The sequence below is a fragment of the Faecalibacterium longum genome, assembly GCF_040094125.1.
Taxonomy (GTDB): Bacteria; Bacillota; Clostridia; order Oscillospirales; family Ruminococcaceae; genus Faecalibacterium; species Faecalibacterium longum.
In genome coordinates this window covers 1-12,103 of sequence record NZ_JBBNIH010000039.1, presented here as the reverse complement: position 1 = coordinate 12,103, position 12,103 = coordinate 1, and the positions used below count along the sequence as shown (strand labels likewise).

Sequence of the window (12,103 nt, the reverse complement as noted above, 5' to 3'; positions counted from 1 at the left end):
TGGAGCTGCTATCCAGATTCGAACTGGAGACCTCATCCTTACCAAGGATGCGCTCTACCAACTGAGCTATAGCAGCACAATCACAGCTCAATTATAATACCATAAACTCTGCCGCATTGCAAGAGTTTTTTGCAAAAAAATTTTGCATTTTGCGTTTTTTCTGCCCGGATGCAGAAAAACGGCTGCCGTTTTCCACGGCAGCCGTCTGCATTGTTGAAAATATCACTCGATAAGGCCGTTCAGCAGGGCCAGGCACTTGCGGCTGTGCAGCTTGCGGATGGCCTTTGCCTCGATCTGGCGGACGCGCTCACGGGTGACGCCGAAGTCGCGGCCCACCTCTTCCAGCGTGCGGGGACGGCCATCGTCCAGACCAAAGCGGAGACGGATGACCTTCTCTTCACGGGGAGTCAGGCTCTTGAGAGCCTGATTGATCTGCTGGGCCACCATAGCGCGGTCAGCAGCCTTGCCGGGAGCCTCGGCATTCTCGTCGGCAACGAAATCGCCCAGAGAGGAATCCTCTTCCTCGCCCACGGGGCTCTCAAGGCTGGCGGGCTCCTGTGCCATGCGCTGGATCTCACGCACACGCTCGACGCTCATGTCCATGGCCTTTGCCAGCTCTTCCGGGGTGGGCTCGTGGCCGTTCTGGTAGACCAGCTGGTTGGTGGCCTGACGCATCCGGTTGATGGTCTCGACCATATGCACCGGGATACGGATGGTACGGGCCTGGTCGGCGATGGCGCGGGTGATGGCCTGACGGATCCACCAGGTCGCATAGGTGGAGAAGCGGAAGCCGCGGTCGCAGTCGAACTTCTCAGCCGCCTTGATGAGGCCGATGTTGCCCTCCTGGATGAGGTCGAGGAAGGCCAGATTGTGGCCCACATGCTTCTTGGCGATGGAGACCACCAGACGGAGGTTCGCTTCGCTCAGGCTGCGGCGGGCGTTCAGGCCGTCGCGGCGGATCTTCAGCAGCTCCTGACGGCGCTCCTCGGTCAGGGGACCGTTCTCCACAGCCTCCATGGCCTCTTCCTCAGCGGCCTTTTCCTCGGCGTCCTCGCTGGGCTTCTCACTGCCCTCTTCGTCGATGTCCTCGGTGTAGCTGCGGCTGTTCTCATCCTCCTCGAACGAGAAGCGGGCGCTGTTCTTCTTGATGTACTCGGTCGCACCGTACTTCTGGCGGTCGGCCTGCAGGATGTGGGCAGCCTCGGCACCGGCGTGGATGCGCTTGCTCAGATCAACTTCCTGTTCCGCGCTCAGCAGAGGGATCTGGCCGATCTGCTTGAGGTAGTTCTTGACGGGGTCGTCCAGCAGCTCATCCATTGCAGCCTTCAGGTCGGCAGGGTTCTCCTCGGCGGCCTCTTCCTCGTCGTCGCCGCCCAGACCCAGCTCGTCGCTGTTGTTCTCGGCGTTCTCCACCTCGGCGATGATGCTGTCCACGTCCAGATTCACATCGGCGTCGGCCTCATCCTCGATGATCTTGATGCCGCGCTCTTCAAGGAGCGTATAGAGCGTTTCCACATCCATCCTGCACTGTGCGGCCAAAGTTTTGGCCTCCTGTGCCGACAGGGTGCCTTCGCCTTTCGTCAACAGTTCCTTCAAAGTCATGCCCATTTCGCTCTCTCCTTCTCACTGCAGGGGAAGCGCCCCGCAAGTGAACTTGTCTCATAGTTTCGGCCTTGCTTCTTAAATCACAAGACCTCCGTTGACGCCGAACACCTGGCCGGTGATGTAGCCGGCGTCTTCTCCGGCGAGGTACAGCAGAAGCTTTGCCACCTCTTCGGCGGTGCCGAGACGGCCCACAGGGGTCTCTTCGGCCAATGCCGCTTTGTCCTCAGCAGTGAACGAAGCCATCATATCGGTGTCGATGACGCCGGGGGCCACGCAGTTCACGGTGATGCCGCTGGGACCTTCTTCTTTTGCCAGTGCCTTGGTCAGGCCGATGAGGCCCGCTTTGGCGGCGGAATAATGTACCTCGCAGCTGCCGCCGGTCTGGCCCCACATGCTGCTCACGGTGAGGATACGGCCCGCTTTGCGGCGTATCATCCCGGGCAGGGCCAGCTGGCAGAGGTTGAACGCACCGGTCAGGTTGACGTCCAGCATCCGCTGCCACTCTTCCGGCGTGATGTCGGTGAACAGCTTCTGCTGGGCGATACCCGCGTTGCTCACCAGCACATCCACCCGGCCCAGCGCCTGCTCGGCGGCGCGGAAGGCCAGCTCACAGCTGGCCCGGCTGGCCACGTCACACTGGACGGCCAGTACGCCCGGCAGCTCTTTTTGCAGGGCTGCGGCGGCCTCGGCGTTGGTGTGGTAGAACACTGCCACCCGGTAGCCCGCCGCATAGAATGCGCGGGCTGCTGCTGCGCCGATGCCCCGGTCGCCGCCCGAGATGAGGACGGTGCGGTCCTTCGCCGCCGGGGCAGTGCTCTGGGGCTCTGCCGCAGGTTCCGGCTCGCGTTCCGGCTCCGATGCCGGCGTGTTCTCCGGCGCAGCGCTGACCGGCATTTCCCTCGTTTCCTGCACCGGCGGTACGGCCACAGCCGCTTCTTCCGGCTCGGGCAGGGTCGGCCTGCGCTGTTCTTTCTTCGGCCCGGCGTCTGCAAGGTCAAATGTCAGCTCAAATTCGTCGTTGTACAAGAGTCAAACCCTCCTGTCCACTATTTTCGGCCGCAGCGCCTCTTCGTGTCAAAGCCTCTGCGGCGGGAAAGGAAACAACTTCCCCCACCCCGCCGGAGCTGCGCTCTGCTCACTTTTTCCGGTCTAGGCCGGCTCTGCGGCGCGCCCGGCGGCATTTGTGTGGTTTCGACAAGTTTCCATTGAATAATATAGCACAATCGGGCGAAAAAATAAAGTGGTCACCGGTGATTTTTTCACGCAGTTCCCACTTTTTTCACAGATTCAGGGGTTCACGGGCGGCTTCCAGCGGGGCTTTGCGGCCCGCCTGGCCCGCAGTGAAACGAAAAATTCCTGCAAAAGCTGCTGTGCCTCATCGGCCCGCAGTCCCTTCTCGATGACGGGGTGATGGTTGAAGGGCTGGGCGAAGAGGTCTGTCACCGAGCCGCAGCAGCCCGCCTTGACGTCGGCGGCACCGTACACCACCCGCTTGATGCGGCTGTTGATGATGGCGCCGCTGCACATGGGGCAGGGTTCCAGCGTCACGAACAGCTCACACTGCCACAGCCGCCAGCCGCCCAGCTTTTTGCAGGCCGCGTCGATGGCCAGCAGCTCAGCGTGGTGGAGGGCGTTTTTCTCCGTCTCGCGGGTGTTGTGGGCGGCAGAGATGATCTCTCCGTCCTTCGCCACTACCGCGCCCACCGGCACTTCGCCCAGTGCAGCGGCCTTTCGGGCCTCTTCCAGCGCTGCGCCCATCAGCTCAAAATCGGTCATCCCATTCCCCTTTCTGCCAGCCGTGCGGCAAACACGAGGCAGTTATTTATAATATGTAACGCACTGCCGGGCCATACGCTCTTCGCTTTCTGGGCCGCCCAGCCGAAGATGAGTCCCATGCCCAGCGCATAGGCCCGGGCCGTCCAGCTGCCGTGCAGAGCCGCAAAAATCACCGCCTGCACCACCACAGCCCCCGCGCCGCCCAGCGGCTGCAAAAGATAGAGCGCCCCGCCCCGAAAGGCAAGCTCTTCCGCCAGAGGGGTCACAAGGCAGATGCGCAGCGCAGCCCACGCGAGGGCCGCGCCCTCGGGCAGAGCCGTCTTTTCTGCCGGGAGCAGCAGCAGTGCTCCCGCCGCCAGCAGCGCCCAGAGCACTGCCGCCTCGGCCAGGACCCGGCACTGAGCCGGAAAAGACGGCTTTTCCGTTTCCCTTATCAGTCTTTTCACGGCGCACCCTCCTGTCGGCGGACATTGTACCATATTGCCGCCCCGTTTTGCAAGCAGTTCTTCGTTCATTCGAAGAAATTTCACTCAAAAGATTGACATTCCGCCCGGCGTTCTGGTATACTTTGTACGACTTTTTTATAGATTTGTCGTTTTACCAAAGACACACGATGAACGCACCCATGGAGGTACGAGCTATATGATACGCATTCTTACCGATTCCGCATCCGACATCCTGCCCGCCGAGGCCGTACAGCTGGGTGTGGACGTCATCCCCCTCAACGTCACCCTCGAGGACGGCACCGTCATCCAGGACGGCGTGGACCTGACTCCCAGCGAGTACTACGAGCACATGGCCGGCTGCAAAAAGCTGCCCACCACCAGCCAGCCCAGCCCTGAGCTGTTCGAAAAGTTTTACGCCGAGGCTGCTGCCGCCGGAGACGAGGTCGTGGGCATCTTCCTGTCCCATGAGCTGTCCGGCACCTATCAGTGTGCGAAGCTGGCCGCAGACCTGGCCAACGTGGACAACGTCCTCTTCGTGGACAGCACCAATGTCTGCCTCGGCGAGGGTCTGCTGGTGCGTCTGGCCGCACACCTGCGGGATGAAGGCAAGTCTGCCGTCCAGATCGCCGCCACCCTCGAACACGCCAAGGAGCACCTGCACCTCGTCGCCGCCATCGACGACCTGAAGTATCTGCGCAAGGGCGGCCGTCTGCCCGCCGCCGTCGCCGTGGCCGGCGGGATGCTGGGCATCAAGCCCCTCATCACCATCAAGGAGGGCAAAGTCGCCATGGCCGGTAAGGCCCGGGGTCTGCCCGGCGCATACGTCGCCCTCTTCAAGAAGATAGAGGAGCTGGGCGGCGTCAATCCCCGTTTCCCCTCTCTGGCCGGTTACACCATCAGCCCCCGCGAGGTGAACCCCATCCAGACCTATCTGGTGGACAATCTCGGCCTTCCCGAGCCGCTGGTGCGCCAGATTGGCTGCGTCATCGGCACCCACGCCGGTCCCGGTGCGTTTGGTCTGGCCTTCTTTGATAACGGGCTGGTCATCGACTAAAAGTATATAGGAAGAGGCTGCTGTGCATCTGCACGGCAGCCTCTTTTCGTTTTTCCTTACAGCATATCCGTGATGAGCTTGCCCAGCAAAAGCACCAGCACCACGAGCATCATGGGGCGGATGAACTTTGCGCCCTTTCTCAGGGCGAAGTGGGAGCCGATGATGTTGCCGACGATGTTGCTGATGGCGCAGGGGATGCCCACCGGAAAGACCACCAGCCCGCTGCTCAGATAGGTGAAGAGGCTGGCGTAGTTGCTGGCGAGGTTGAGCACCTTGGCGTTGCCGTTGGCGGTGCGCAGGTCAAAGCCCATCAGGCTGGTAAAAGCGATGATGGCAAAGGTCCCGGTGCCAGGCCCCACCATGCCGTCGTACAGACCGATGCCGAGGCCGATCCCCAGGGCCAGCAGGGCCTTTTTCAAATTCAGGGTGCCGTCGTCCCGGTTCTCGTCCGGGAGATTGCGACGCCACAGGATGACGACTGCCGCGATGGGCAGGATGATGAACATCATCATCTGCAGCACCTCATCGCTGAGCATCAGGACGATGTGTGCGCCCAAGGCACTGCCTGCAAAGCTGCCGATGGCGGCGAGGATGCCGACCTTGAGGTTCATCGCGCCGTTCTTGAAGAAGCTGGCCGTGGCGAACGTCGTGCCGCAGGCGGCGCTGAATTTGTTGGTGGCGTAAGTATAGTGAGGCGGCAGGCCCGCGAAGAGATAGGCCGGCAGGCTGATGAGTCCGCCGCCGCCCGCTGCCGAATCGACAAAGCCCGCAAAGCCGGTCATGAACACCAGAAATGCCATCATCGGCAGGCTGATTTGAATACCCATTGTTATGATTCCCCTTAATATTCCTATTTTTTCCACGATTTTACTTGTACAGCTCACCCTCGCAGGCCAAAATCTGGTCGAGTATCATCCGGGACACCCGGGCGCCGTAGACCATGGAGGGATGGTCATTGTACTCGATGATGTCGTGGAAGTCCTTGTTCATCAGGACGATGACATACTCGCCGTAGGGGGTGTGGACGATGCCGCCGTCGTTGCGGCAGGCGTTCATGCTGCCGCTCTTGCTGGCCACCCAGATGAGTTCCGGCTCGCCGGTCTCCTCGCAGTCGAGATAGAACTGAGGGAAGTCGTGGGTCAGCATGGTATTGTAATGCTGCTGACGGAAGATGGCCAACATCTCAGCGCTGGCCTCAGCGCTGACGAGCGTTCCCTTTGCCACCTGCGCAAACAGCGAGGCGTAGTCCCGGGGCGTCGTGGTGCCGAGGTCGTTGTAAATATCAAAGTGGAGCGGGTTGTGCAGGACGGTGTGGGCAAAGCCCATCTCCCGGATGCAGGCGTTGATGGTGTCCAGCCCCAGATAGTCGATGACCATGTTGGTGGCGATGTTGTCGGAGCAGATGATCATCATGGTGGCGGCGTCTTTAACTTTCAGACTTGCGCCCACGCCCAGCGCCCGGAGCATACCGGAACCGTCCACAAAGTGCTCGGGCTTGTAAGTGATTTTTTCCTCGAGGCTGGCTTTGCCCCGGCTGGCCTGCAGATACAGGGCTGCGAGGATATATGCCTTGATGGTGGAAGCCGTCTCAAATTCCTCGTCAGCGCCGATTTCGACCGTGTGGCCGTGCAAATCGTCCACAAAGACGCTCATCTTGCCCTGATAGGAATACAGCTCGGCGGCAATACGCTTTTCCAGCGTCATGTTTTTATCCATTTTGGAATCTCCCTGTCGTTTTATACATTATTTAGAGGTTTTCTTCGAAGAACCGCCGGGCGTTGCGGTAGAAAATGGCCTCTACCTCGTCCTCGGTGAAGCCCTCGCGGCAGAGTGCGTCGGCCAGCAGCGGGAGCTTGGAACAGTCGTCCATTTCCAGCTTGCCGCCGATGCCGTCGAAGTCACTGCCCAGACCGATGATCTCAATACCGCCCACCTGCTTGAAGTGGGCCGCGTGCTTTGCCATCAGGGCCGTGGTGCTGCGGCAGAGCTTTTCTTCGGGCTGGTTGTCGAGGAAGCCGCTGCAGTAGTTCAGACCCACGAGGCCGCCCTTGTTGGCGAGGGCGCGGATCATCTCGTCGGTGAGGTTGCGGCAGTGGGGTGCCAGGGCGCGGCAGTTGGAGTGGCTGGCCGCAAAGGGGCGGGTGGAGTGCTCCACAATGTCCCAGAAGCCCTTGTCGGACAGGTGGCTCACGTCTGCGATGATGTGCAGACGCTCCATCTCAGCCAGGAACTCGAAGCCCTTCTCCTTCAAGCCCGTCTCGGTGTTGGGGGCGCAGGGCCAGATGTTGTGGCCCCCGCCGGGGACGACGTTGGGGCTGGCAAGCTCGTTCTCGTGGTTCCAGGTCAGAGTCATCATGCGGACGCCCAGCTCGTACATCCGGCGCAGCACGCCGATGCTGCCCTTGCAGCAGCCGCCCTCTTCGATGGTGAGCATTCCGCTGATCTTGCCCTCGGCGGCGTTTTTTCGGATGTCAGAGGGTTGATATACCGGAGCAATATCCTCCGGGTATTTTTCCATGATGCGTTTGAAGACGTCGATTTCTTCCAGCGCCGTCACCAGCGGGTCGGCACCGGGGGTCTTGTCGCCCAGATTGACAAAGGCGGCGAAGCACTGCAGCATATAGTCGCCCTTTTTCAGTTTCTGCAAGTCGATATGCAAATCATTCTGCGCAAAGCTCTTGGGCGTACCCGCCTTTTCGGCGTAGCGCAGCTCACTCAGGGTATCACAATGTAGATCAAAGACTTTCATGGTTATCTCCTTTTAGAAAATACTCCCCACCGCATACAAACACTTCACCAGATCCTCCCGATACAGCGGGTCGCTCGGCTCAAGGCTGTTGATGACCACACCGCCGCTGGCGGCGGCACCGGTGGAGTGGATATACCGCCCTTCGCCCAGATAAAGCGCCACATGGCCGGGGAAGAAGAGCGCATCGCCGGGCTTTTTGTTCTCGAAAGCCACCTCATGCATCGGCCAGCCCTCGATGATCTTTGCGTCGCGGTAGATGAGCACACCACACTGCATATAGGCGCTGCTGACAAGGCCCGAGCAGTCGATGCCCCGGCCCGACTTGCCGCCCCAGCGGTACTCGGTACCCATATACTTCTTTGCCTGCTCACAGACAGCGGCGCGGAAGGCATCTTCACTGCCGCCGTACCAGCGTGCTACAGCTTCTGGCACGAGCTTGTCTGCCGTCGTGTCCAGCGTCTCGGCCAGCGCGTCATTGAAGGCAAGGCCCTCTCTCTGGGAGAAGACCGCCGTCATCTCATATTTCACCGGCTCCAGCGCCACATCCCGGACATAGCCCGTCCGGCCATCCGTCAGCAGGACTTTCGCCCAGCCCTTGTGGGCCTCGGCCTCTTCGGCGGTCTCAGGCTGGCGGCGGAGAACGCCTCCCCGCTCCAATTCCATCATCCGGACGCCCTGCACCTTGGGCAGGCTGAGGACATCCGTAGCGCGGCCCACGAGAACGAGGTCTGCCCCCAGATACTCCCACAGCTCCTCCTCGCGGACAAACTGCAATTCCCGCTGATTCACATAGCCATGGTAACCGTAAAAGCTGACCACTTCGGCCACATCGGGCGGAAGCTGGACGCCCGCAGCGGTCACGCTGCCGGGCGCAGTCCGCACCTGACAGGCCTGCCCATACAGGCCCTCATCTCCGATGGTGGAGACAAGACCCGCCTCGCTCTCTTTGATGGTCTGGGGCAGGTCGTAAATGGTGCCTACCGGCACCGAAAACAATGCGTATTTCATGGTTCGCTCCCTTCCAGCAGCTGCAGCAGCTCATCCGGCCGCATCGAGAGGATGGCACCATCGGCGGTGCCGGTCACGGTGTCGGCCAGCGACTGCTTGGCCTGCTGCAATTCCACGATTTTTTCTTCAATGGTATCCTGTGCAATGAGCTTATACACCTGCACCGGGTTCTGTTGGCCGATGCGGTAGGCGCGGTCGGTGGCCTGATTCTGGGCGGCGACGTTCCACCACGGGTCGTAGTGGATGACGATGTCCGCCGCCGTCAGGTTAAGGCCGGTGCCGCCGGCCCGCAACGAGATGAGGAAAACGCTCACCTCTCCCCCGTTGAACCGCCGGACCAGCTCCGCCCGGACGGGCTTCGGCGTCGAGCCCTGCAGCGTAAAGTGGCTGATGCCCTCGGCGTCCAGACGCTTTGCCAGCAGCTCGAGCATCGAGGTGAACTGGCTGAACAGCAGGATGCGGTGGCCGCCCTCCACGGCGCTGGAGACCAGCTCCACGCAGGCGTCCAGCTTGGCGCTACCGCCCTCCCAGTTGTCTGCGATAAGGCGCGGGTCGCAGCAGATCTCCCGCAGCCGCATGAGGACGGCGAACACCGCCATCTTGTCCTCGGGCTTTGCGGCCTGCAGCTTCTCCCGGGCGTCCACCACAGCGGCCAGATAGAGCTTGCGCTGCTCCTCTTCCAGCTCGATGCGGTAGACATTCTCGGTCTTGGGCGGCAGCTCCTTGAGCACATCCGACTTCATGCGGCGGAGGATGAAGGGGCCGGTCAGCTGATTGAGACGCCGCACGGCGGTCTGGTCTTCCTCCTGCACGATGGGCTTCTCGAACCGGCTGCAAAAGCTCTTGTAGGGCGGCAGATAGCCCGGCATCAGGAAGGAGAAGATGCTCCACAGCTCACCCAGCCGGTTCTCCACCGGCGTACCGGTGAGGGCGAACCGCACCCGGCTGCGCACTTTGCAGACGGCCTTGTATTTCTGGGTGGTGTGGTTCTTGATGGCCTGCGCCTCGTCGAGGATGCAGGCATAAAACTCCTGCCCCTCGTAAAGCGTCTCGTCACGCCGCAGCAAATCGTAGCTGGTCACCACGAGGTCGGCGGCGGGCCAGCTCTCAGCCAGCTCGGCGCGGTGGGCGGCGTCGCCATCCACCACCACGCAGGAGAGTTCGGGCGTGAATTTCTGACACTCCTCGGCCCAGTTCAGCACCAGCGAGGCCGGGCAGACGATAAGGCTGGGCAGAGTCTGGCCGTTCTGCTTCATGGCCAGCAGGTAGCTCAGCACCTGCACCGTCTTGCCCAGGCCCATATCGTCGGCGAGGATGCCGCCCATGCCGTAACCGTCCAGCGTCCGCAGCCAGCGGTAGCCGTCCCGCTGATATTTGCGCAGAGTCTTTTGCAGGGAGGCAGGCGGGGCATACTCGCTGTCCTTGACGGCGTGGAAGCTCCGGCTGATGCGCCGGAAGGCGTCATCCCGGTTGAAGCGCACACCGGTCTGGCCCGACAGCGCCCAGTCGAGGCTGGGCGCACGGTAGAGCGGAAGCTGCGCATGATTCTGGCCCAGCTTTGCGCCGGAGAGTTCCAGCGTTTCGTTCAGTTCGTCCAGCACTTCCAGCGAGTCATCCAGCCGCAGCAATCGGCCATCCCGCAGGCGGTGGTAGCGCTTTTTCTGGTGGAGCGACTTGAGCAGAGCTTTCAGCTCGCTCACCGGGAATTCGCCGGTGTCCACCTCCAAATCAAGCACACTGCCCTGTACCGACACACCCACCGAGATTTTTGGCGGTGCAGCCTGCAAGTCGCGGAATGCATCGCTGAGGTAGACTTCGCCCTCCGCCAGCAGGGCAGGCACACCCTCTTCAAGGAAAGTAACAAGGGTATCCTCGTCGTCTGTGCCATATTCGGCGGGGCTGGTGTCGGTCTGTTGGGTCAGATAAGTTTGGAGCAGCCGCCCGGCCCGACGCTCTGCGCGGGCATCCCTCAATAAATCGGTCGGGGCCGCAAAAGGCGTCACCCGGTCTTCCCCATACAAAAATTCCGGGTGGGCGCGGACGGCCCCCATGTGGGGCGCATCCAGATAAAACTGCACCACCGGCTCCAGCGGTATCTGATTCAAAAGCAGCCGGTCAGGGTCGTCGATGGTGATCTTCCGGCCCAGCTCCGGCAGCACGAAGCTGCAAAACGACACGGCATCCTTGCTGGTGAAAAAGAGTCCGCTGCCACAGAGGGCGTTCAACGCGGGCAGCAGACGGGCCGCTTCGGCTCGTTCCAGCTTCCAGATGGTATCTTCATTATAAAGGTAGCTGTAGTCGAGGCCCTGCAATGTGTATAGACTGGGCTCTACCACGATGTGTACGCCGCCCCTCTTCTTCTCGACCCGCAGCGTCAGCGCGGGCAGACCCTTTCGCAAGGCGTAACCGCCCACCTCGCCCCTCGGCTCATATAATACCACCAGTTCATCCAGCAGCTCACCCGATAGCGGCACACTTCCAGCGGGGCCATTTGCGATGCTGCGGGTCGGGCGGCCTGTGGCGGCTTCCACGCTCTTTACCGTGTCCTGCTGGCGGCGGAGCAGCGTCAGAATTTTCTGTGCCTCGGAGGTAAAGGCGTCCCAGCGGTGGACAAAGGCCAGCGTTTTGCCGTAGCTGACGCTCCGCTCTTTCTCGATAGCCATCAGCAGTTCCGGGATGCTTTTTACGACATACTGCCGCCCGCCGTCCGAAATGCGGAGGCGCAGCAGCGGCGGCTGTCCGGAGTAGTCCAGGATGAGCTCCGGTTCCAGTTCCGCGAAGCCTCGCTGCTGGCCGTCCGAGGCCGTCAGACTCTCCACCTCGGCCAGCGCGTCCTCCTGATAAGCTCGAAGAAGTTCCTGCGCCTGCACATCCGAGACGGGTTCATCGCCTCGCCATTTCCTGCCGAACAGCATCTCGAGACCGGAGACGTAGCTATCCTTCCGGGCTGCGGCTTCTTTAGCAAATTCTGTCCCGCGCTGCACGCCCGGGATGTCCAGCAGTGCCTTCTTTTCCGGTTTTGACTCCGTCTTTTCTTCCGGCTCATCCACCTCATGCAGCAGCAGCGCACCGATGTGCTTGCAGCAGGGACCTTCGCCGTTTTCATTGAAAGGGCAGGTACAGCTGGCGCTGACGAAACTGCCGTTCTGGCGCAGCCACGCCTGGGTCCGGTAGAGGTTCCGACCGCTGCCCCGCACATCGGCGCTCAGATGGCGCACGCCGTTCTCCGCCGTCTCACATTCCAGATCCTGCACCCGGTTCTCATATGCCTTGGCCCGTGCATAAATCGTGCTGCCCAGCAGATAGCGGATCTCTTCTCTGTCCATGTCTCTGCCCTCCCTCTCCCAAGCGTCCTATTGGTTAAGCATACCGCACCCGCCGACCAGATGCAAGAGCTTTGGACGAAAAAAGCAAAAAGAAAACGCTCCAAGATTTCTCTTAGAGCGTTTTGATCAAGTCGGCGAC

The 12,103-nt window shown here is 61.2% G+C and carries 10 protein-coding genes and 1 tRNA gene; 1 reads left to right on the top strand and 10 read right to left on the bottom strand.

Annotated features, from left to right (window positions below):
- The 5 genes from AAAU26_RS00515 to AAAU26_RS00495 form a co-directional block, all read right to left on the bottom strand.
- Positions 1-76: transfer RNA gene (locus tag AAAU26_RS00515), tRNA-Thr, on the bottom strand.
- 146 nt (positions 77-222) lie between these two features.
- Positions 223-1,608 carry an RNA polymerase sigma factor gene (locus AAAU26_RS00510; RefSeq protein WP_158396036.1) on the bottom strand — a complete coding sequence of 462 codons (1,386 nt, stop codon included), beginning with the start codon at positions 1,606-1,608 and terminating at the stop codon, positions 223-225.
- Between the two features lie 72 nt (positions 1,609-1,680).
- Entirely contained in the window at positions 1,681-2,631 is a 951-nt protein-coding gene (ymfI, locus tag AAAU26_RS00505; protein WP_265104228.1) for an elongation factor P 5-aminopentanone reductase, read from the bottom strand.
- 261 nt (positions 2,632-2,892) lie between these two features.
- Positions 2,893-3,381 carry a nucleoside deaminase gene (locus AAAU26_RS00500; protein ID WP_149793515.1) on the bottom strand — a complete coding sequence of 163 codons (489 nt, stop codon included), beginning with the start codon at positions 3,379-3,381 and terminating at the stop codon, positions 2,893-2,895.
- Entirely contained in the window at positions 3,378-3,827 is a 450-nt protein-coding gene (locus tag AAAU26_RS00495) for a CPBP family intramembrane glutamic endopeptidase (RefSeq protein ID WP_227618931.1), read from the bottom strand. The genes AAAU26_RS00500 and AAAU26_RS00495 overlap by 4 nt, the downstream gene beginning before the upstream one ends.
- Before the next feature lie 196 nt (positions 3,828-4,023).
- Between AAAU26_RS00495 and AAAU26_RS00490 the strand changes: the two genes are divergently transcribed.
- Positions 4,024-4,881 carry a DegV family protein gene (locus tag AAAU26_RS00490; protein ID WP_227618930.1) on the top strand — a complete coding sequence of 286 codons (858 nt, stop codon included), beginning with the start codon at positions 4,024-4,026 and terminating at the stop codon, positions 4,879-4,881.
- Between the two features lie 56 nt (positions 4,882-4,937).
- Here AAAU26_RS00490 and AAAU26_RS00485 read toward each other — a convergent pair whose 3' ends face one another.
- Genes AAAU26_RS00485 through AAAU26_RS00465 form a run of 5 tightly spaced genes read right to left on the bottom strand, consistent with a single transcriptional unit; the run spans position 4,938 to position 11,964 of the window.
- Positions 4,938-5,708 carry a sulfite exporter TauE/SafE family protein gene (locus AAAU26_RS00485; RefSeq protein WP_158396032.1) on the bottom strand — a complete coding sequence of 257 codons (771 nt, stop codon included), beginning with the start codon at positions 5,706-5,708 and terminating at the stop codon, positions 4,938-4,940.
- A 40-nt stretch (positions 5,709-5,748) separates the two neighbouring features.
- On the bottom strand, positions 5,749-6,597 hold the full coding sequence (locus AAAU26_RS00480) for a serine hydrolase (RefSeq protein WP_015565296.1): 849 nt from the start codon (positions 6,595-6,597) through the stop codon (positions 5,749-5,751).
- A 31-nt stretch (positions 6,598-6,628) separates the two neighbouring features.
- Positions 6,629-7,630 (bottom strand): dipeptidase, encoded by a 1,002-nt coding sequence (locus AAAU26_RS00475; protein WP_227618929.1) that lies wholly within the window; start codon positions 7,628-7,630, stop codon positions 6,629-6,631.
- A gap of 12 nt (positions 7,631-7,642) precedes the next feature.
- Entirely contained in the window at positions 7,643-8,638 is a 996-nt protein-coding gene (locus tag AAAU26_RS00470) for a C40 family peptidase (RefSeq protein WP_227618928.1), read from the bottom strand.
- Positions 8,635-11,964: a DEAD/DEAH box helicase gene (locus AAAU26_RS00465; protein ID WP_227618927.1), complete on the bottom strand. Its 3,330-nt coding sequence runs from the start codon at positions 11,962-11,964 to the stop codon at positions 8,635-8,637. Before AAAU26_RS00465 ends, AAAU26_RS00470 begins: the two co-directional genes overlap by 4 nt.
- Between the last annotated feature and the right edge of the window lie 139 nt (positions 11,965-12,103).

Excerpts from the sequence above, each read along its gene's own strand:
- AAAU26_RS00475 (WP_227618929.1), bottom strand. The coding sequence starts at position 7,630 with ATGAAAGTCTTTGATCTACATTGTGATACCCTGAGTGAGCTGCGCTAC.
- AAAU26_RS00465 (WP_227618927.1), bottom strand. The coding sequence starts at position 11,964 with ATGGACAGAGAAGAGATCCGCTATCTGCTGGGCAGCACGATTTATGCA.
- AAAU26_RS00470 (WP_227618928.1), bottom strand. The coding sequence starts at position 8,638 with ATGAAATACGCATTGTTTTCGGTGCCGGTAGGCACCATTTACGACCTG.
- AAAU26_RS00510 (WP_158396036.1), bottom strand. The coding sequence starts at position 1,608 with ATGGGCATGACTTTGAAGGAACTGTTGACGAAAGGCGAAGGCACCCTG.
- AAAU26_RS00500 (WP_149793515.1), bottom strand. The coding sequence starts at position 3,381 with ATGACCGATTTTGAGCTGATGGGCGCAGCGCTGGAAGAGGCCCGAAAG.
- AAAU26_RS00490 (WP_227618930.1), top strand. The coding sequence starts at position 4,024 with ATGATACGCATTCTTACCGATTCCGCATCCGACATCCTGCCCGCCGAG.
- AAAU26_RS00485 (WP_158396032.1), bottom strand. The coding sequence starts at position 5,708 with ATGGGTATTCAAATCAGCCTGCCGATGATGGCATTTCTGGTGTTCATG.
- AAAU26_RS00480 (WP_015565296.1), bottom strand. The coding sequence starts at position 6,597 with ATGGATAAAAACATGACGCTGGAAAAGCGTATTGCCGCCGAGCTGTAT.